Source organism: Chryseolinea lacunae, from assembly GCF_016735595.1.
GTDB classification, from domain to species: domain Bacteria; phylum Bacteroidota; class Bacteroidia; order Cytophagales; family Cyclobacteriaceae; genus Chryseolinea; species Chryseolinea lacunae.
In genome coordinates this window covers 51,568-73,187 of the sequence record NZ_JAERRB010000018.1, presented here as the reverse complement: position 1 = coordinate 73,187, position 21,620 = coordinate 51,568, and the positions used below count along the sequence as shown (strand labels likewise).

At 50.3% G+C, this 21,620-nt stretch carries 16 protein-coding genes; 3 read left to right on the top strand and 13 right to left on the bottom strand.

Going from position 1 to position 21,620, the window contains the following annotated elements; translation table 11 throughout:
* Positions 1-4: 4 nt before the first annotated feature.
* The 11 genes from JI741_RS30765 to JI741_RS30715 all read right to left on the bottom strand — a co-directional run bounded on the left by JI741_RS30765 (position 5) and on the right by JI741_RS30715 (position 14,164).
* Complete coding sequence (locus tag JI741_RS30765) at positions 5-1,510, bottom strand: glycoside hydrolase family 43 protein (protein ID WP_202016206.1); 1,506 nt, start codon at positions 1,508-1,510, stop codon at positions 5-7.
* Between the two features lie 104 nt (positions 1,511-1,614).
* Complete coding sequence (locus JI741_RS30760) at positions 1,615-1,983, bottom strand: LytTR family DNA-binding domain-containing protein (RefSeq protein ID WP_202016204.1); 369 nt, start codon at positions 1,981-1,983, stop codon at positions 1,615-1,617.
* A 2-nt stretch (positions 1,984-1,985) separates the two neighbouring features.
* Positions 1,986-2,357, bottom strand: a complete 372-nt coding sequence (locus tag JI741_RS30755) for a LytR/AlgR family response regulator transcription factor (protein WP_202016202.1) — start codon at positions 2,355-2,357, stop codon at positions 1,986-1,988.
* A gap of 238 nt (positions 2,358-2,595) precedes the next feature.
* Positions 2,596-3,456 carry a glycerophosphodiester phosphodiesterase family protein gene (locus JI741_RS30750; protein ID WP_369411894.1) on the bottom strand — a complete coding sequence of 287 codons (861 nt, stop codon included), beginning with the start codon at positions 3,454-3,456 and terminating at the stop codon, positions 2,596-2,598.
* 17 nt (positions 3,457-3,473) lie between these two features.
* Entirely contained in the window at positions 3,474-6,680 is a 3,207-nt protein-coding gene (locus JI741_RS30745) for a TonB-dependent receptor (RefSeq protein ID WP_202016322.1), read from the bottom strand.
* 360 nt (positions 6,681-7,040) lie between these two features.
* Positions 7,041-7,673, bottom strand: coding sequence for a 3-keto-alpha-glucoside-1,2-lyase-like domain-containing protein (locus JI741_RS30740; protein WP_202016201.1), 633 nt, complete (start codon positions 7,671-7,673; stop codon positions 7,041-7,043).
* A 224-nt stretch (positions 7,674-7,897) separates the two neighbouring features.
* Positions 7,898-8,623, bottom strand: coding sequence for a hypothetical protein (locus tag JI741_RS30735; protein WP_202016200.1), 726 nt, complete (start codon positions 8,621-8,623; stop codon positions 7,898-7,900).
* Positions 8,624-8,777: 154 nt separating this feature from the next.
* Positions 8,778-11,114 (bottom strand): histidine kinase dimerization/phosphoacceptor domain -containing protein, encoded by a 2,337-nt coding sequence (locus tag JI741_RS30730; RefSeq protein WP_202016199.1) that lies wholly within the window; start codon positions 11,112-11,114, stop codon positions 8,778-8,780.
* A 76-nt stretch (positions 11,115-11,190) separates the two neighbouring features.
* A complete protein-coding gene (locus JI741_RS30725) occupies positions 11,191-12,489 on the bottom strand; it encodes a PAS domain-containing protein (protein ID WP_202016198.1) in 1,299 nt (432 codons plus the stop codon).
* A gap of 270 nt (positions 12,490-12,759) precedes the next feature.
* Positions 12,760-13,215 carry a DUF4262 domain-containing protein gene (locus tag JI741_RS30720; RefSeq protein ID WP_202016197.1) on the bottom strand — a complete coding sequence of 152 codons (456 nt, stop codon included), beginning with the start codon at positions 13,213-13,215 and terminating at the stop codon, positions 12,760-12,762.
* Between the two features lie 55 nt (positions 13,216-13,270).
* Positions 13,271-14,164, bottom strand: a complete 894-nt coding sequence (locus tag JI741_RS30715; protein ID WP_202016195.1) for a tetratricopeptide repeat protein — start codon at positions 14,162-14,164, stop codon at positions 13,271-13,273.
* 140 nt (positions 14,165-14,304) lie between these two features.
* Between JI741_RS30715 and JI741_RS30710 the strand changes: the two genes are divergently transcribed.
* A complete protein-coding gene (locus tag JI741_RS30710) occupies positions 14,305-15,630 on the top strand; it encodes a DEAD/DEAH box helicase (RefSeq protein WP_202016193.1) in 1,326 nt (441 codons plus the stop codon).
* Positions 15,631-15,652: 22 nt separating this feature from the next.
* Here the strand turns inward: JI741_RS30710 and JI741_RS30705 are convergent, their stop codons facing one another.
* Complete coding sequence (locus tag JI741_RS30705; RefSeq protein WP_202016191.1) at positions 15,653-16,303, bottom strand: hypothetical protein; 651 nt, start codon at positions 16,301-16,303, stop codon at positions 15,653-15,655.
* 303 nt (positions 16,304-16,606) lie between these two features.
* On the opposite strand from JI741_RS30705, the gene JI741_RS30700 reads away from it, so the two are divergent.
* Positions 16,607-17,260, top strand: a complete 654-nt coding sequence (locus JI741_RS30700; protein WP_202016189.1) for a DUF7691 family protein — start codon at positions 16,607-16,609, stop codon at positions 17,258-17,260.
* Between the two features lie 88 nt (positions 17,261-17,348).
* Positions 17,349-17,855 carry a GNAT family N-acetyltransferase gene (locus tag JI741_RS30695; RefSeq protein WP_202016187.1) on the top strand — a complete coding sequence of 169 codons (507 nt, stop codon included), beginning with the start codon at positions 17,349-17,351 and terminating at the stop codon, positions 17,853-17,855.
* Between the two features lie 91 nt (positions 17,856-17,946).
* Here JI741_RS30695 and JI741_RS30690 read toward each other — a convergent pair whose 3' ends face one another.
* Positions 17,947-21,357, bottom strand: coding sequence for a HEAT repeat domain-containing protein (locus JI741_RS30690; protein ID WP_202016321.1), 3,411 nt, complete (start codon positions 21,355-21,357; stop codon positions 17,947-17,949).
* Positions 21,358-21,620 lie beyond the last annotated feature (263 nt).

The following is a 21,620-nucleotide window of genomic DNA, read 5'->3' as shown; positions in this document are numbered from 1 at the left end:
TCATCTAATAGCGTATCACAAATTCATCGAACTGTGCATCCAGCGACACAGGCCCACTGAAGTGGAGTCCTGCACGTGGACTTCGGTCCCAGGGTGGCAGATAACTTATGGTGGTTAATGCGCTTGCCGAAATTTCGGTCCAGTCACCAGTTTGTTGTTTATAGAATGCCTTGCATGTGCGGTCGGCATAGGTGGCAAACTTAATCTTTACCGGCAGGTTTGCACGTATCGTGGCCGTGCCAAGAACAACACGCTTATTTTCTCTTACCATCCACAATTCCACTTTGTCGTTAACAACGCCCACGCCTATCGCAGCATTTGCATCGCCATAAAACACAAGTCCCTTCAAGGCAGCGTTGCTGTTGACCACGGTTGTTTCCATCTCGAACACATCGGAAGCAGGTCGCACAGCGAGTGCAACACCCGAAGGATTTGTCGCCTTGACTTCGCCTGATAAAAATAGCTTGCCCTGTTGTTGCTTTGCCTTGACGCTGGCATTTCTGAAGTCGCGCTGCCAGCCGACAGCCAGCGTGGTGCCGTTGAAAGAATCGTAGAATGCGTCAGGTGTTTTTTCGGGTTGGGCTATGGGCGTCAGCGATGGCCATGCGTTGTTGGAATTCCATGTCAGGCTGGCCAGCATGCCCTGCCGACCTGTGAACACATTGCTGCGTTTGTTGTAGGCATGGTAGAGATAATAAAACGTGTCGTCAGCAGCGTTAACGAAGGTGCCATGCCCGGAGCATTTCCAGAAGTCGTCTTCCTGTAGCAACGGTGTGCCGCCACGCTTTTCGTATGGACCTTTAATGTTGTTGGCTTTGGCAACGTTCACGTTGTAGCTGCACTCTGCTCCGCAGCAATTGCCCGCAGAATAGAACAAATAATAAACGCCGTCCCTTTTAAGCAGGCTTTGTCCTTCCATACCGATCCGCTCGTCGTCTTTCAATAAGGAAAATACTTCACCCTCCATTTTCAAACCGTCGGCGCTAAGCTTGCTGCCCAGCAACTCGATGGGGTGGTTGTCGAGTCCATAGGCTTTGAAGGTGATGAAGAGCTCGCTGTTTTCCTTAAACACAAAACCATCAATGGCTTCTTTGCCATACGCAACCACGATGCCCTGGTCTTTAAAATCCTTGTCGGGATATTTTGATGTGGCCACACCAATGCACGACACGTTGTCGGATTTGCGGCGGGCCGTGTAGTAGAGGTAGTATGTATTGTTGTGAAAAAAATACTCAGGAGCCCAGAACGATCCGGAAGTCCACCCGGGAAGTTTATCGAACACGTAGCCCGTCTGTGTCCAGGCTTTCAGATCGGTGCTGCGATAGATTGGAAAATGGGGCGCCCACTCCGACGATGTTCCCACGGCATAGTATGCCCCACCTGCTTTGATGATGGACGGATCGGCAAAGTCGCCGGCGATTACAGGCGATGTGCCCTGGCCGTGAACAAGCGTGACACACAGCGACAGTGTTGACAAGATGAGGAAGAAGGAAATGCGAAGGACTTTCAAAGGCAGACGATTTTAGTGTGCCTTGAAAGTAGGAGATTAATGTGAGAAATTAAACAACGAGACGGCGACGGATCAGAGCGATGACCACTTTCTTCACCTCCCTTCTACTCGCCTGACAGCCACTTCAGAAATTGCGGCATTTTCTCTCTGCTAATGGTGATGCTCTCTTTCACAGGAACAGACACATTGACCCACAACTTTCTACCCATCTGATTGGACACATCGGTCACAGCGTTTCGATTGACGAGAACCTGCCGGTTGGCGCGAAAGAAATTTTTTCCACTGATTTTCTCCAGCTCTTCCAGATTTTTTCCCGGAAAGTATTCCTTTTGATTGAAGGTGATCATGTGAACAACGTCGTTTTCCAGAAAGAACACGGCAGCGTCCTGCAGTTTTACCGGGATAATCTTATCCTTATAGGGCACCAGAATGGACGTGGCGGTTTCGGCGCCGCGATTGTCAAAACGTTTCATGATCATTTCCAACGGACCTCATTATGCGTCGCGGTCGACTGGGTGAGTCTTTTAAACTTGTCGAGTATGGCGCTGACGGTAGCGCGTGTGAAAGGCTTTAGCAGGTAGTCGATTCCGTTGGTGCTGAACGTGGTGAGGGCATATTCGTCAAATGCCGTACAAAAAATTACCGGCACGTTCAGTTTTATGGTTTTGAAAATTTCGAAGCTCAGGCCGTCGCCCAGCTGGATGTCGCTGAAGATTAGGTCGGGTTGCTCGTTGTCTAGAAAATAACGGATCGCGTCTTTCACCGACAACAGTTTAGCCGCTACAACAATAGCCGGGTCATACTGAAAAAAGTGTGTCTTCGAGGTCGTTTGCCGTGAGGCGTTCATCTTCAATGATGACTATCTTCATTGTCGAGTAGTTTTATCTTGACCGAAAATTGCGTTTCACTTTGTGTGATCACTATTTCCTCGCCTGTCAGCAAGCGATAGCGTTCCGACAGGTTGGACAAGCCCTGGCTCGTAGAGTTAGAAATCTATTGAAATGTCACCCAAAAGAGAAGCCCCCGAATTTACATCCGGGGGCTTCTCCACCACATTCAAAATTCTGTTCTCTAAAAACTAATCATCAGAAGTAATTGGGATAATCCGTAATAATCCCGTCCACCCCAAACCCGACAAGCTGCAAAATCTCTTCCTTCGTGTTCACCGTCCACGGAACGATCTTCATCTTTTGTTTGTGGCAGGCGGCTACCACATCGGCATTCACCGTTTTGTAGTAAGGGCTGTAGATGTCGGGTGTGAAGCCGAGCGTTGTCAGATTTTCGGCCAGCGTTTTGGCGTTTGCTGTGAGGTATGACAATTTCACCTTGGGATATTTCTCGTGAATGATCTGCAAGGGGCGCACGTCAAACGACTGGATGTTGTAGCGTCTTCCGAGGCGTGTCTTCTCGCAAATGGCCAGCACCAGTTCCACAAATTCTTTGGGCTCCGGGTGGGCGATGTTGTCGGACGCGGGCGAGCACTTTATCTCGATGTTGTAGTTTGGCAACGGCAGCTTGTGCTGGCGGGCGTAAGTGTCCACAGAGTCGAGCAGGTCTTCGAGCAAGGGTTTGTGTGCTTTCATTTTCTTTTGCTCAGGGAAGTTTGCTAATGGCCGCAGTCCCACGTCGTATTGCCGGATGGTGGCGTAGGGCATCTTGAATAAAAGTATCTGCTTTGCTTCTTCCGCTGTCACGTCGGTGCCGTCGGGTTTGCGCGAGATCTCGGCCGACATGTAGGTGTCGTGCGACACCACCACTTTCTTGTCTTCCGAAATCACCACGTCAAGTTCGAGAGTGGTCACGCCAAGCTCCATCGCCTTGATCATCGCAGCAACGGTGTTCTCGGGCATCAGGCCGCGGCAACCTCGGTGACCTTGTTTGTCTAACGTTGTCTGCGCACGCAGCATGGCGGGGAGCATTAACAACAAGAATAGTATTTTTCTCACGGCAGTGTCGTTAATGATTAAAAGCTGTAGCGAAGTCCAAACTGGAGTTGGTAAGGATTGCCCGAAGGTGTTACCACTCCCGCGGTGTTCACGCGGTAAACAAACTTCTGGTTTGCTTTGTCAAAGCCAGACACAGCGGGTGTTGTGGCCGTGGCGGGAATACCCAACGCATAGAGCGCCTGGCTGCCCAGCGATTTGTTTGTGCCCCACTCCTTGTTGAGCAGGTTGGCTACGTTGAAAACGTCAAGCGAAATTTCGATGGCTTGTGTCTTGTGAATTCTGAATTTCTTCATGGCTCTCAAATCCCACACGCCAAAGAAACCGTTCACGCCTCCATTGCGCTCGGCAATCTTGCCGGAGTATTTGTTGATATAGTCTTTCACACTCTGGCTGGCGTTGGGGTTATCCATCAAAGCCTGCAGGCCCGCTCTCACATTTTCTGGAACGTTGGCGCCGTTGGGATCAAAGATAAACGCGAGGTCGTTGGTGCCCGACACAAAGTCGGCGTTGCTGTTTGCGCCCGACAACAACGAGTAGCGTGTGCCGCCAATGCCCGAATAGCGCACGCCGATGCTGATGCCCCAGAACGAAGGCAACGCGCCATAGACCACCACTTTGGTGCGGAACTGGTTGTCGGAATACGTCATGGCATTCAGGTTACGGGGATCATCCTTCACAGGCAACGACAGCGTAGCGGTGTTGGCCACGTTGCCGTTGAACGAGGTGTTGTCTTTGGTGTCGTTCCAGGTATAGCTCACGGTGATCACACCGTCTTTATAATATTGGTATGTGGCGTCGGCCACCACGGCAAACTGATTGATCTTGCCATCGCTCACCAATTCCAGCACGCGACCAAACTTGGTGCTCTTGCGGCCTTGCAGCCAGTCGCCTGCACCGTTGGCCGGCATGGAGGCGAGCGGAACATATACGCCACGGCCACCTTCATCGCTCAATGTGAAGAACGGTGCATCCACCATGTTGCGATCAACATAGGTATAGTTGTTACGTCCCAGTGTAGCATAGCCGGTAACACCCACTTTCAGATGTTCGGTGATGTAGCGGTTGTAAGATGCGTTTGCCTTGTAGATCACAGGCACGCGCGCATTGGCGCTGTTGGTGTTGATGGTAGGCAACTGGAAGGCCGCAAGGCTGGGGATGTTGTTGTAGTTGTTCCGGTAGGCATTAAAATCAGGCACTGGCAAATTTGCACCGCGCACGTCAACAGTGGCCAGGTGCTTGCCGTCGAACGTGAGGTTGTTGATGAGCATGTAGTTGTTGATGTCGGAAGCAAAGATGCCACCACCCAGACGGAAGATGTCGGTGTGGTTGTCGTTCACATCCCACGTGAATTGCAAACGGGGCTGCACCACAAACGACTTGAGACGGTTGTCGGTGCGGATCTTCAGTTCGTCATACAACTCCTGGTTGAGCGGCGACTTCGGATAGAAGCCATAGTCAAATCGCAAGCCGGCGGTCACATCAAGACCGGGTGCCAGTGTGGTTTTCATTTGCGCATAGGCGCCAGCGTTGAAAATACTTCCCGTCACACCCCAATCGTCCATCAACGGCACTTCGCGGTAGTAGCGATACGGTTGCAGCGCGTCAAATTTATCGAGCGCAGTTTTGCCGGCGGCGGCGTCTACGGTATAATGGAAACGACCGTTCACTTCGCTGCCATAGACAGAATGCGAACGTGTATACATCAGGTCAACACCAAATGTGTAGTCGATCTTGTCGGTGGTCACATAGAGGTTGTCCACAACCTGCAACACGTTGTTTTTAAAACTCTCTTGTGCAAAGCGGTGTCCGCCCATCTGGATGTTGGTGGACCGTGTGGTGCCGTCGCTCAATGTTGACACCACGCCTTCCACGATGGCGCGGGGAATGTTGGCATCGGGAAGCTGGTCGCCGGGGCTGCTCTTCTGATAGGTGTGCAGGTGTTGAAATTTCAATTCGTTGGTCACACGCGAGCTAACCGATGTGCGCAACGATGCCAGCAAACTGTTGTCAACGTTATAGTCATTGCCATACGACTCATAGATGTTGATGGCGGTGTTGTCTGCAAGACCCAGCTTGTTGCGGTCGCTGGTAAAGTTGTCGCGAATGGTGAGCAGGTTTTTTTTGTTGATCTGCCAGTCGAGGCGTGCAAACCCAGCGTCCGAACCACGGCCTTTGTCGAAGCTTCCGAACTGTGGTTCTTGCGACACACCGTATTTGGCGCGGGCGATGTCGATAAACTGGTTGAGTGTGTTTTGGGTGATGTTGAAACGATTTTCATCCACGGGGCTTTTGATGTCAGCAATAATCAACGGACGTGTGTCCTGCTGGTGATCCCACGCCACAAAGAAGTGAAGTTTGTCTTTGATGATGGGGCCGCCCAGGGAGAAACCAAACTGGTTTGTCGAAAACTTGTTGTCGATTTTGTTACCGCGAATATCATACGGGCTCGACAGCCAATTGGCACGGCTGTAGAAAAATGCACTACCGCTCAACTGGTTAGTGCCCGACTTGGTCACGGCGCTGATAGTGCCACCGCCACTGCGACCATAGGTAACGTCATATTGATTGGTGACCACCTGAAACTCGCGAACGGCTTCCATCGAAATGGAATAGGGTGCACCGCTGCGGCTGGTTGTTGCACCGGCCGATGTCGGGTTCTTTGCGTTCATACCGTCGATGGTATAGTTGGTGGATGAACCCAGTTGACCGGAAATATTTCCACCGCGGCTTAATGGCGAAAGATCCATGAGCGATGTAAAGTTTCGTCCATTCACCGGAAGTTTGGTGATGTCGTTGGCCGTAATGGACGTAGACGCGCCCAGGTTCTCAACTTGGTTTCGCAAACTCGACGCCACCACTTCCACTTCTTCAAGTGCCTGATCCGTTTCCTGCATGCCCACTTTCACACGGATGGCATCACCCTGGTGAAGCACATAGCCGGTTTGTTTTTGTTCGGCATATCCAACATAGGTAACGGTCACGGTATACGGGCCACCCAACGGCAGCTCCTTAAACAAATATTCACCGCGCACGTTGGTTAACGTGCTGGTGGTGAAACCGGTCGATTCATTTTTCACTTGCACCGACGCACCAACAAGCAAAACATTTTGCTGATCGGCTACGGTGCCCGAAATAGTAGCTTGCGTATTCTGCGCCATCACGCCGCCGAAGGGAACGGAGACACAGGCACAGACAAAGAGAATAAGAAAAGTAAATTTTCGCATCATGAGTTAGGGGGTTACAACTTCAAGCGCGAAATAACCTTTTTAAAATAACCCCTATGTTAACGCATCATTATTCTATTCAAAACTTGACACCGATTTCTTTACTGCTGATTATCCGTTGTGAACTCACCGGACATCACACTCCTCTCCCGAAAATTGCGTGACGGGTTTACCTATATCACGAAAAGAAAGTGTAGAATATCTTATACAGATGCACTTCATACATTCATTCACACGAATGAAATTTCTGTTTGACTATGACAAATGCAAAACCCTTGGCTGTTTGAAAATCCCATTTGATTTTCAAACAGCCAAGGGTTTTAATATACAGACCTTCCGCGAAGGGGCAAACGCGGTAGTCTACTTCGTAATCACAAGATTGGCAAAACCTCCGGGCAGACCTTCGTTCCACAATCCAATCTTCCCGGTTTTGCGTGTGTTCAATTTTTTGACAACCAGCGACGGGGTAGTGGCGCGGTTCACGTATACTTTGATATCGTCTTGCAGAATTTCGATACGGGCATGAAACCACTCGTCGGCTTTTGGAGCCGGGTTTACAGCCTTTTCGTAGATGCCGTTGCGTTCGTTGCGCAGACGGTCCCAGGGATAGTCGGGCAGAGTCATGTATTGCACGGCGTGGATCTTGCGCACTGGATCGTCGGCCTGGAAATTGAACGGACGGAAATACACCACATCGAAGGTCGCGCTATCCACACCATGGAAGGCAATGCCCAGAAAGCTGCGTTGAAAAACATCCTGGCCCCGCAGGTCAAGCTCGATGGTGCCTGTTGAGAACTCCACTCCCGTGAGCCACGCGATGCCGGAAAAGAATATTGCATCTTTCCCACTATCGGTATAGGGAAATGGTTTCGGAAGATCAAGGGTGAACTTCTTTTCTTTCAGAAGCTGTTGCACGTTGTAGGTGGTCTGTGCAAAACCGGTTGCCGCAAAAGCCAGCAGCATGATGACAAGGATGGATCGTTTTACGTTCATGGGATTCTTTATAGAAATGGTTTAGTTGACTTGCACGCAAAGATTCGCGCGTAGTCTGGGAAAATGGCGTTCGTTAAAGGTCCATTTCCCGTTCATTTCAATATCAAAAGATCGAATTCACGTGCGTAACGATACATTTCGCATCATTCCCTGGTCGCCAGATAGTCAGAGCCGGTTTAGGCCGGGCAGTGAACAACCTGAAAGCTGTAGCCTTAAATCCTCGGCTACTTTATCCGCATCATTTCACTATTCGGCAGTTTGATTATGTTCAGGTCTTTGTCTTCCACCAGCTTGGGTAGCTTGAACAGGGTGTCATCTACTGGACCGGTCTTTTGAGAAACCAGGGTCAGCGTCACCGCCGAAAGCTTGCCGACGCGCTTCACGATTTTTAGCGGGAGTGCTTTTGCAATGGTGAGATAGTCGGACCAGCCATCGTAAATGTGTTTTGCATAGAGAGCAGGATCGATTGTGTTTTTGGTTTTGTTAAAATAATAGTCATACGAGCCGGTCTTCCATTTCACGCGCACGATCTCACAGGGCACACCGTCAACGGTTGCCGTGGTGTCGAGTTTGGTGATGGCGGGTTTGTTGCCGGTTGCCTTGAGTTCCAGGTCCACCGACATATCCGAAACCGTGCAGATGTCTTTGGCTTCTCCGTCCTGGAATGTGTAGAGTTTGTTGGCATCGTTTCGGTAGATCAACCACGCGCGCGGGTTCGAATTTATGTCGCTGCGATAGTTTCCTTGTTTGTACGTAGAACGAATGGTGTCTGTATAAGAGCCATCGGATTTCATGCGCTCCATAATCTGCTCGGCCGTGATGCCTCGGGCCTTCATTTTTTCGGACACATTTAACTGATAGTCCACTTTATAGACCAGTGTTCCTTCGAAGGACTGCGCCTGCGAAAGCAATGTTGTGCACAACAACAGAAAGGTTAACAATTGTTTCATGGGGTTGGTATGATTGGTTATTGAATTCGGGCCCAATGTTTTGATACGTGGCCGTTTAAAATGGTATATCTTCGTTCAATCCTGGATTGCTCAGGCCGGTAATATTTATCCCAAAAGCTTGTTACTGAACTTGTGCTCAGACCACAAAAGAAGCTTACTCCCGCGTCTCAAGCATCTGGTAATTCTCCGCGTGCTCCGTCTCACTATTTCCAAAAAATGTCCGCACAAAGTGTATCGTGATTTTCGCACCGTAATCGTTGCTGATGGAGAACGTGCCATTGATGTCGCCGGCCAGTCCTTTGATCAGTTTCAGGCCCAACGTTTTAACAGCATTAATATCAAAACCGGCGGGCAAGCCCACTCCATTGTCGGTGATGGTGAGCACAACCTCATCCGGCGATGTCAGATGAAGCGACACCTTGATGTTGTTTTGCACATGTGGTGGTGGAAATGCATACTTGATGGAATTGGTGATGGCCTCATTCAGAATCAACCCAATGGGCACTGCCTGCGACACGTCGAGCTCCACGGGCTCTATGTCGAGCAGGTAAGCAATTGATTTCTCCGAACGAAAGGTATCGCGCAACGACAAGACCAGGTCTTCGATGTAGACCTTCATATTGATGGAGGCCAGGTCTTCTGACTGATACAGTTTTTGGTGGACCAGCGATATGGCGTGCACACGGTTCTGACTTTCCTGTATCGCCGCCAGGGCATCGTTGTTGAGGTAGGCCGACTGTGCCTCGAGCAGACTGACTATGATTTGCAGGTTGTTCTTAACGCGATGGTGCACTTCCTTTAACAGCCACTCCTTTTCTTCTACCAGCCGGTTGAGCGTGGTGTTCTTCCGGGCAATCTCAGCTTGTTGCTGCTTTAGGTCCTCGTTGCTTTTTTTCTTCTGCTTATACTGACTGAAGAGCATGGCCAGAAAGATGATGAGCACCGCCACACCGCCGAACGTCAGGTTTCGCACCATGGCGTTGTTGCGTATTTCCACTTGCTGCAATTTGCTTTGATTGCTCAGCGACTGTATGTGTTGCTCTTTCTTTTCGGTTTCGAATTGCACCTGCAATGCCGAGATCTGTTGCATTTTGGTGGAATTGAAAATGGAATCGCTCAGCATTTTGTGACGGGCAAAGTGTTGCATGGCGGGAATGTAGCGACCGGCAGCAGAGTCTATCCGGTACAAATAGATTTCGATATCATTTTGCCAGGCCCGGGAGGCATTGTGCTGAAGGCTTAGCGCTTTTTTGAGGTAGGATTCTCCACGGCTAAACTTCTTCTGGTCAACATAAAATGTTCCGATGCAATAGTTTGCCTCGACCAGTTCGCTGATGCGACTATTTCCGAGCGGCATGTATGGTACCTTTTCCAGACTTTCCATCATCTTTAAAAATTCACCCTCCGCATTCTTATATTTTCCGATGGCTTCAAAGTAGAGTCCTTTGCCTCGCGCCACGATCGCCTTTTCGGCCCAGCATTTTATGCCCAGCTCCGGCAAGAGATCGTCTAGCGCAGCGCGCGCCTCGTCGTATTTTTTCTCTTGTACCAAGGCCTGTTGCAAACCGACTGCCAGCGAATACAACGTGAACGTATTTAACTCCCGTTGCACCAGATGATTCTTGCGCCATTCCACACACGCCTGCCGAAAATATTCAACACCACTTTCGTTCTGGCCCGTGTTGCCTGACAAAATTCCCATGTTGAACAAAACATTCGGGTCGTTGAGGGTCTCATCGTTCTCGTCTTTGGAATACTTCAGAGAGTATTCCATCGCCTTGTTCACATCCCCTTTATACCGATATAAAGATGCAAGTGCCAGATACGCCGGCGACAACCCATAATGATCCGGCGACAGTGCTGTGTAGAGTTCAACCGCCTTGGTGTATTCGCGTTCGGCCGAGTCGAGCGCGTATTCTTCGAGCCAGGAAGCGCCCAGCATCCGGTGCATTTCTGCTGTCTTGTCCGCGTCGCCTTCGGCGCTGTAGAGTTGAAGGGCGCGTTTGAACCCTGCGCGTATTTCAGCGTGGGGTGTCGTGATCACATTCAGTTTTTTTCCAAGACGCAGCCACGTGCGCGCCTCGCGTTTTCGGTCGCCGGCTTTTTGATAGTCTTCAATCACGTCCATAAAAAAACGCTTGCCACGCACATCGTCGCCCATTTGGAGGTATGTTTCTCCCAGGCGCAAAAGTGTTTCATATCGCCCCAGGCCCCGATCAAGTTTCATCTTCTTACTGAGGGTGAGGGCCTCGTTAAAAAAATAGATCGCGCTATCCAGGTCGGCGCGTGTTTCGCCGCGACGAAACAAATAGTTTTTTCCCAGGGCATGCAACGCTTCGAGGCGAACGGAGTCGACACGCGCACGGCGCAGTATGATCGTTAACTCGCCCGGGCTTTTATCGTCCAACGCCTGCCCGTGCAGCCCCGTGGTCAGCAGGAGCAACAACACGGTCGTTAAACTATAGGATAGAATTTTGAAGGTTCGAAACATGCGACCTGATTTTTTGCTAGTTGGCGAATCGCGCAAACAAATTTACTATACGCAGCGATGAAAATGCTACACTTTTCTATCTGGCGTTGTTGTTCTGCCGATTGTCCATCATCAGCTCCTGGTGGTTGTATACATATTTCACCAGCTCGCTTGTGGCCTCGTCGAGCTCTTGCGAACAGATGATTAATTTTTCGGCAATGAGTTCGAATTCGTTTTGGTCAACAACATTTTTTATCACCAGGTGGGAGAGTCCGTTTATTCGCGCCAGTGGTCCGCGAATGCCGTGCGACGCCCGGAAGGCAATGGATTCGAGCAGGGTGATGGTTTCCTCCTGAAGTTTGTCGTGCAATTTCCGCTCGGTGATTGACAACCCCAGCGTCAGAAAACTCCGGATCACGCCATTGCTGTCGCGTATCGGAATCACGATGCAGTCGAACCAAAGCAACGTGCCTTGTTTTGTTTTGTGTTCCACTTCGCCACGCCACGTCTTGCCTTGCATCAGCACTTGTCTTCTCTCGTCGAAGAACGCCTCGGGATGGTTGCCCGACGCTAATAAATTATAGTGTTTGCCCACAAGCTCCTCCTGGGTGTAGCCCGAAATGGCCAGCACCTGTTCATTCACTTTTATGAAGTTGCCGTCGAGGTCGCTCACGGTCGAGTAGATGCTCACGTCAATGGCATCGATGTAGGCCTGCAGCTGCGCGCTTTTTTGGCGCACCATCAGGTCAAGGTTTTCAGAGAATGCGGTCAGCTCTTCATTTGTGGCCTGAAGCTCTTCGTTGATGACCTGGGTATCCAGATTCGCCTTTGCCAGTTTTTCGGCATAGTCGCGGATGAGCCATCGGAACACCAGCGACTGGGCCAGCACAATAAAGCCGGAAAGAAACATGATTGAATTTTGCGCTATCGGATAGGGCACCGTCGGGTTGGGCACAAACGGCTCGTGGCTGTCATACCACTGATAGGCAACATAGCACAGGAATGCGAACAAAAAGGAAAAGACAACATTCCTCAGTTTATTGAACACCACCACAGAGCAACACCCCAGGGCAATGAGCAGATACTCTGTGCCGGCCCTCCGTTCCAGGATCGAGAGCGTGAGCACCATGCACATGAACCCGTAGGAAACGAGGATTCTCGCCGCGCGAAAATGGAATCGCGAATGCAGAAAAAGCACCAGGAGGAGCATGGGCACATAGCCCAACGCTTGCAACACACTCAGGGAACCCATCGACACAAATACCAGCACAAAGGCTACGGTGAGAAACAGCGACATCACCAGAAAGGCATTGATGGACACCAGTCGCGCACGCTCCGACTGATCCATCCCCACATGGTGGCCGAGGTGGATAAGCTTGTTCAGGTATTCTTTCATTTGCCGCAGCGTGTGTCGCTCTGGGTTGCCTAACGCTTTCCACGTGGGACATCCAGAAGGGTTGTTCAATCTTAAATATAGTAATTATTCCAAGGTTAGGATGGCTTCTGATTGCCGGTTTATGGCTCTGAATGGGCGCTTCAAAACCGGAGAACCCGGCTTTTTGCCACTGGTCAACCCCGACCTGCGCATCGCGACCGGTCGGCAACCCTTGCGCTGGCTATTGGTGATCAGAAAGGTTTATTGATATGTGCAAATGCGGAACCCAGTTCATAGCCGAAATTCACCCAGTATCTCCTGGTCGTAGTCATACCCTGCGTCGTTCGGAAAGTGTCCTTGTGTATCGGGATAAATTACCTGCACATACTCATAGTTCCCGTCCTTATAATACCAAACGCTGGACAACACATAGTCGGTCAATCGTGAGGTTGGTACGTCGATTAAGAATATGGGAAATCTGCCGCTCAAGTGCTGCAACTTTTCATTTCTTGGAACCACCCGTTTATCCTTGAAAGCTTTAACATAGTTGTCGGCTATTTCACAGCAAAGTCCGTGAGGCAATGACGGTATGAATATCTCCGGCAGGTTAAAGCTCTTATAGATGCCCGTTGAATAGAAGAACGATGGTCTTTCTTTTGATTCGAAAACATTTGTAAGATGATAGCCGAACTCATTAATGTTCTTGTCTACCTTGTCAAAGTAGTCCTTTCGTTGCTGCTCAGTCATCTCAACAATTCTTTTCTGTTATCCTTTTTCTGATTGTGCACTCATAGCCAACTGACTAGCGTGATCTTCTTCTGTAAACAACTACTCCTGCAAATGCCACAACGCCAAGCATAACAGCAATTCCCCAAAAACCGAGCTTTGCTTTCGCGCTATACGGCTGTGCCTCGTGCTCTGCATTTTTTTCACTCAGCGTCAACCGGCTTTCAATTAATGCGCCGTTAAATCCATATAATTTTGCCCGATCATAGTCACCGGCTGCATCTTTGTAGTGGCCAAGCAAGAATGCCATGTTTCCCAGATCAAAGAGCAATTGAGCCACTATTTTATCTTGGGGTTGGACAAAAGAAACCCTTTCGTTCAGCTGATAAAATAAAGCTTTGGAAAGGTCTTCCAATTCTGCATCCGACAACTCGGAAACCGGAGTATCATCATCCCCAAAATCAGTGTTCAATAAATGCTGCGTGGTTATGTATTGATCTCCTTTGATCTTTGCTTCCAGAATTTTAACATGTATCCATTCTGAGTTGTGGTGCGAGCTGGCATCAATCTCGATTGCTCTGGTAATCCACTTCAAAGCATCCTCATTTTGCCCGGCAAGTTCGTAGGCAGTTCCAATATTTGATGCTGTTGAGTAGCGGCCGGGGGCTCTCTTTTCTATGTCGAGATACAGCGCGATGGCTTCTTTATAGTGCTCAAGAATGATCAGCAGAACCCCCTTGTCAGACAAATAGTCGAAGTCTTTTGTGGCGTCAAATAAACTGTCCAACTCCGCCAGTTCTGTGTTATTTTCATATTCGCTAACATAAAACTCGTGCCCGTAAGGCACATTGCCCGGGAAGTCTTCATAGACGATAGTGCCGTTCTTGAGCAACGTTGTCTCTCCATTCAAGCACCCATAGGTGACGTAAGAAAGTGTCAGCAGGCCGGCAAGCAATACTATTGTTTTCATGATAACGAATACGGTGCTTTAGATTTTTAATATCAAGTTGAACGCAGCCTGGATCGGCATCTACAAGCTGTACTACCATCACTGCTCAACCGGCCTAAATATCTGAAAGAATGCGCAATTGTCTTAGTACCTTGCGCGCTATGCAAGAACGCCCGAGCGTAGTCTACGCCGAATTCCTTAAAAATCTATCTTTTGCCGAATTTAACCCGATGCAGGAGGCTGTCATTGAAAAAGCGGCGGCAGTCAACAACCTGATGCTGCTGGCACCCACAGGCACGGGCAAGACGCTCGCGTTTTTGGTCGCTGTCTACAACCGGCTAAATGCAAACGACAAGAAAGTTCAGGCCATCATTGTGGCGCCGTCGCGGGAGCTTGCGTTGCAGATCGAGCAGGTTTTCAAGAGCATGAAAACGTTGTTTAAAGTGAGCTGTTGCTACGGCGGTCATTCCATGAAGATCGAACAGGACAGTTTGAGCGATGCACCCGCCGTGATCATTGCCACGCCAGGCCGACTGGCCGATCACCTCGACCGCGATTCGTTTGATGCGTCGGGCGTGAAGATTGTGGTACTCGATGAGTTTGACAAATCGTTGCAGATGGGCTTTCACGGGCAACTGGAAATGCTCTTCAAAGCCCTGAACGGCAAACAGCAACATGTGCTCACGTCGGCCACCAACATGGAGGTGGTTCCAGATTTTATTCCGTTCAAACAAGCGGCGACGTTAAATTTTTTAACAAACGAATCCAGCGTCAACCTACAGCTGAAACTGATACACACCAAGAGCGCCGACAAAGTGGAAACACTCATGCGACTGGTGGCAGGATTTAACCAGGAAGTTTGCCTCGTGTTTTGCAATCATCGCGAAGCGGTGGAACGCATCAGCGCAGTTTTTAAAAGCAACAAATTTGAACACGGCATTTTTCACGGTGCCATGGAACAGATCGATCGCGAAAAAAATCTGATCAAGTTCAGGGGCGGCGCCCACAATGTGCTGATCTCGACCGACCTCGCCGCGCGCGGGCTTGACATTCCCGAGATCAAACACGTGGTGCACTATCAGCTGCCTCCCAAAGAAGATGCCTTCATTCACCGAAATGGTCGCACGGCCCGCATGCATGCCCATGGCCAGGCCTACCTGGTGCTGGGCGATGACGAATCGCTGCCACCTTATCTCGACAAGGAACTGGAAGTGCTGGCAGTGAGCCCAACCCTGAAGCTTCCTCCCCCACCCGCCTATGCGTGCATCTATATCAGCGCAGGCAAAAAAGACAAGATCAACAAGGGCGACATCGCCGGGCTGTTTATGAAAAAGGGTGAACTTCAAGCCGACGACGTGGGACTGATCACCAGTCTCGATCACGCTTCGTTTGTTTCGGTTAAGCGAACGCTGGCATCCAAGGTCGTGGCAAAGATCAAGGACGAGCGGATCAAAAAAATGAAAGTAAAAATTGAAATCGCGAACTGAACGCTATCTCGCAGATAAGTCGTTATTGCTTGCCCAGAATCTCCGCTAAACTTCCGTTCACCACGGTGATCTCAAAAGGATCGTGGGTTATCCGGTACAGATTTTTCTGATCGTCGATGCCTACAAAATCGCCGTCACCATTTTCAAGGTCGGCCAGGTGATAATATTTCTTTCCGTTGAGTTCGAGCTCATAGACATCGCTGGGGTTTATCAATTGTGCGTCTTCTTTGCTCAACAATGCCTTTGCCGGGTTAAAATTATCTTCGCCCGGATAGTGGATTGTGAAGCGGTCCACTTGCACGTTGTCCAAAACAGGGCTTGTGAGTGGGTGAAGTTTTGGAAAGAAACCCATAACAATTCCGTAGCCAACGTTTATCTGGATTTCGACATACGCATTTGCCGTTGCCTCGAATACTTTAATGCCTCTGATGGCCAGGTTCCTTCCCTTCTTGTCTTCAAACCTGTTCAACACATCGGTGTTGTAAGCAAAGGATACATAACCCGGCACGGGCGTGTCTCTCTTTTTTGAACCGACAATCAACCCTGCCTCCAGTTGCTGATGAAACTTTGCAAAGTTGCTGCCCATTGCGCTAAAGATTTGTTTCAACAACGCAACATCAGATAAGTAATCTGATGTGTTTTCCGCTTTCTTTTTCTTGAAGAGTCCAAACATATCGGTTTATGGTTTAGGTTGGTCAAATCCAAAATACAACAGGTTCCTGGAAATCCCATCGGGTCCAGGCGTGTTTTTTTTGTTGATACCTCAACTATCGCCCTATGGAATCTTATGCCGCTTGCCTCGTAATCCAAAAAAGAATTATCTTCCACATTGGTTTAACGCGACCTATGACAAAACTCATTTGCCCCGACAATAAGCCAGGTCGATCTCACGTTGAAGTGCGTTGTTGACGATTTGACCAAACCTCTTGCTCCATGCCAATTCAGCTAACAAACAAAAACCTCTAATCAATACTCTATGGGATCCGTAGCACAACCTTTTGCCGTTGACCTGGAAAGTGTCAGAAAAGTCCTTGGCTCAAACGACGTAGCCTTCATCGAAAAAGTGAAGAAAGCCAAACGCTACGATACGTACGCCGACCAGTCGGAAGATGTCGATTTCGACGAACTACTGGAAGATCTGATCGTGCGGTATATCAAACCCGAAAACAGACGACCACTCGACGGCGTTGTAGGAGTCGTGAAGGGCAAGACCGCTTCCGGGCTTCGTCGAAAATATGCGCATGAATATGGCTATGCTCTTCTTGTTATCTGCGATGCCCTCGGCACCTACTTGTCGCCGCAAGGCGATATATTTTATGCCGGCAAGGTGTGGAAGGAGGCCAATGCGCTCTTCAAAAGCAAAGGGATGAAACTTGATTTGGACAGGATGTGGAAAACCGAAAAACTTTTTGACATACCCGACATTGAGGACTTCCCGGCCATCAGCCACTACACAAAAGACGAGGTCAGCTATCTGTTGACCGAACTCAACAAGATTGGTATAGATGAAAAAAAGGCCAACCACGAAAGTGATGACTTCAGTCCGTTGCAGCAATTGTTAAAAGCCTTCCGCGACGGTCTTCAGATTTGCAAAGACAAGAATGTGGAATGGGTGTCGTTTCTTCATTGAGCGCACGTCTGCTTTTGTTTTCTTTTTTTAAGTAGAAAATAAAGATCGTTCAAGACTAAATTTACATTTCTCAAAAACAGGCAGCCGAATGACCAACGACATCACGCTCACCACCAACAGGCTCCTGCTTCAACCGCTTTCCGAGCAAAACAGTGAGTTGATCCACACCCTGGTGAACACGGACGGCTGGTTCAGGTTTATTGGCAACCGAAATGTGAACTCGAACGCCGACGCCATCACCTACATTCAAAACATCATGGCAAACACCACCACGATATACTGGACCGTAACCCTCAAAGAAACCCAAACCGCCATCGGCGTGGTGACGTTGATCAAGCGAACCTATTTGGAACACACCGACATTGGCTTTGCGTTCCTACCGGAGTTTTTCAACAAGGGCTATGCCTATGAAGCCACGCATAAAATCCTGACCCATCTGCTCCACAACAATCTCGCCACGCACATCCTCGCCGTGACCTTGCCCGACAACAGCAGTTCCATCAGGCTTATTGAAAAACTGGGACTGAAGTTTGAACGAGAAATGGAATCGAACAACGAAGTGCTGCATGTCTACAAAATATCAAAGACGACATAGAAATTTTCAGGGCGACAAAATAAAAAAGCAAGAATCCACAACGTGAATTCTTGCTTTCCTTACATGAACCAACGGTCCACGCAGATGATTCTTACTCTTTCTGTGTCGCGATAAAACTCAACACGTCTCTGATCTCTTTCTTCGTCAACAGCAGGCGCATGGGCGGCATGCTCGACGGGGCATCGGTGCGTTTCACTACATCCTGTTTTTGAACAAGCGTGTCGGGTTTGTTTCCGATCTTCAGTGCAAGCGTGGTCGGTTTTTCCTCTTGCAGGATGCCGCTGATTTTTTTGCCACCTTTTATTTCGAGTATCACCATGCCATAGCCCGGTGCCAGTCGGGCGCTGGGGTTGATAAGGGCTTCGAGCATTTGTTCGCGCGTGAGTCGTTTGGCCACACCGTTGAGGCGGGGACCGGCGTTGCCACCATAGTCGCCGAGCGAGTGGCAGCGAATACACTGTGCTGTCTGATGTTCGTAGAAGATGCGTGCGCCACGTTCTGCGTTTCCGCCCAGCAGTGCGCCGGCATAAGCTGCTTTAAGCGTGTCCTTGTCAAGCGAAGCACTGATTTTTTTGAAACGTGCTTCCAGGTCTTTGGAATGTGTGCTGTCGATGGCTTCCGACAGTTCAAGATTTATTTCGGAAGGCAGTTTCTTTTGCTCGAGCTGTGTCAACAGATTGTTGAAGACGGGCAGTGTGCTTTCGAGGGGCAGGTTGCCGAGTGTGAGCAGCGCAGCCTGTTTTTCTTCGACCGTGCGTGTGCCAATCACATCGCCGAGCATCGAGACCATGAGTGCCTTGTCGATCTTCATCTTGGGCAACAGGTCGAGCGCCGTGACGCGCACATTTTTTTCCTTGTCGGCCAGGGCCACTTTGATGGCATCGCCGATTTTGGGATCGGTGATTGCCGCCAGGGACTTCAGCGCTTCTTCGCGCACCGAAGGGTCGGCATCGGTTTTCAGGCGCGTCAGCAATTGTGTTGACGCAGACGCCACGTGAAGTTTGCCTATGGCCTTCACCGCCGCAAGCCGCACCTGCGCGTTTTTGTTGCCGGTGAGGGTGGTGAGCGCTGCGGCCGATTTTTCTTTCACCACATTTGCATCGCGATCAACTTTGCCGCGGAAACGTCCGTCCACACGATCGAGCACTGAGGGTTTTGCCCATGTGCTCAGCGCGGCCAAGGCCTCGGCACGCATGGGTGCGGGTGCTGTTTCGTTGCTGGCATAGGCAATCAGGTTTTGCATAGACGCATCCGTGCCCACACGCAGGTTGGCGTTGATGGCGCGACGCAACAATGCTTCCGATGTGAATTTTGTATCCTTCAACACATCGCCCAACGGGGCAAGCGCCCCTTCAATAGAGAGGTCGTCGTTGATGGCACGTGCGGCTTCGGTGACCACGAGTTGGTCGCTGTCTTTCAGAAATGCCGCAATGCCCGTGTCGCTCATGCGGCGAAGTGCTACCACAGCAGCCAGTCGCACCGCGCGCGAAGCATGGGTTGACAACGCCACCACGGGCGCCGCTTTTCCGATGCGCGCCAACGCGAGACTTGCGCCGTGGCGGATGTAGATGTCTTCGTCGTTATTGGCCTGCAACAATTCCACCAGGTTTGGGATAGCCGCTTCATAGGCGATTCGTCCCAGGGCTTCGGCTGCAAAGAAACGTGCGCGGCTGTTGTCGTCTTTCAGAAGTGGAATCAACGCGGCGCCGGCATCTTTGTAGCGCACATCGCCAATCCACTTGGCCGCTTGTGCGCGAATCTCGGGGTCGGCATCCTGCAGCAACGGCACCAGCACCGCGGCGTGTTTAATGTCTTTGCGGGCCAGCTGACTGATTCCCCAGATGGCGTTTACGCGTGCCAGCTGATGTTCGCGTTGCGCGATGCTTTTCTTGAACACGGTCAGGCCTTCTTCGCCACGTGTCGCCAGTTCGAATTGTGATTTTTGACGCACACGCATGTCGGCGTGTTTCAAAAGTGCTTCCAGTTGTGCGGCGTCGAGCTTGGTGAAGTCGGTCTTCAATTTGGCTTCGGTGTCCTTGCGTTCGGCGGCGTTCGGGTTGCCCACGTCGAGCTTCCACACACGGCCGTGATCTTTGGTGCCCCAGCCTTCAATCCAGTCGGCCACATACATGGCACCGTCAGGACCAAAATCGATGCCGGTGGCCAGCACGCCGCCCAATATCTTTTTGTTTTCGCCCAGCTCGAACGTTGCGCCTTTGGGGTTCAACTTGAAGGCGTGAATGCCCGACTGTGCAGGGTTACCCACAAACTCGGCAATGAAGAATGTGTTTTTCCATTCCGACCCCAGTGCGGTGCCGGGGTTATAGAGCATGCCGGTTGGTCCGTTCACATAGTTCGCGATGGCGGGTGTGATGTAGGCGGCTTGTCCTTCGTAATGGGGCACATACATCTTCTCGTCCATCCATACTTTGTAGGTGTTGTTTTCGGGGTCGCGATATTTTCCAAACTGCCAGTTGGTGCGCCAGCCAATGTCGGCGCCGTTCACCACATAGACAATGCGTTCGCTTTCGCCGGGATGATCGCCGTCGTTGTCTTCGCTGATCATGTTACCATATTCGTCAAACACAAACTCGTGTGTGTTGCGATTTCCATAGGCAAATACTTCAAAGTCGCTGCCGTCGGGATTGGCGCGCACAATCACGCCGCTGTTGGGATGGTCCCACAATTTTCCGTCTTTATCTTTGCCACTGAAACCTATATCGCCGATCTGCCAATACACTTTTCCCTCAGGGCCAATTTCCACACCCGACATGCCGTGACCGCTAAAGCCCACGTGAATGCCATAGCCGTGCGACAGTGATTCTTTTTTATCGGCAGCGCCATCGTCGTTGATGTCGTTCACGCGCCAGAGGTCGGGGCCAATGGCCACGAACAGATCTTTTCCATGTTTCATCACACCGCCAGCAGCGTCGGTGGTTTCGTCGTGAAAGTCTTCGATGACCAGCTGTGACTCATCGGCAACACCATCGCCGGAAACGTCCTGCACCATAAACACCTGTTCTTTTTCCAGGGTCATGTCGCGCCAATCGTGCGAGCCGTCTTTGTTCAGGTCGGCAAGCCAGCCGTTCTTCGCGCTGTTTTCGGGTGAGAGTGTGCGGTGAAGGAAGTCGCGTTTTTCTTCGATGTTCTTCAGGGAGATAGACTCTATTTCCCAATCCTGATGGCCGCGTATGTCGAACTCCGAATGTTTCTGACGAACGGTACGGGTGTAGTAGAGCTTGCCGTCGTCGTCGATGTCGATCGACACCGGGTCGGCAATAAGGGAATCAACGCCCCACAATTTCAGCGTGAGCCCTTCGGCCAACTGGGGCGTGACAAGAGCCTCAACGGCCGACGCCATTTCGGCGGTTTGTTTTGGATCGAGCTTCTTGATGCGAACCTCGGCGGTTTTTTCTTTGGGTCCGCAGGAAAAAATAAGCAATGCCGTCATTGCCGTGGCGGAAAGCCGCAGTGTTTTCTTCAGGGGAAACATTTCGTTCATTAGATTCATGCGTGGCGTCTGGATGTTTGACTGTCGTTTTGAAATGATTGGTGTCATAAAATTTTGTCGGCACAATGCGATAACGGCCCGACAGCCCCGAATGACCTTCGGGGCATGGCAAACCAATTTCGAAGGTACTGAAAATGGTATAAAACGTGTCCTGAAAATTTCCCTTTTTATTAGAGCGGCGCCTTTTCCGGCTATCTGCATGCAACGGGGTGCGTCGATATCGTTCTCGCTCCTGGTTTCATCAGTCCAAATGT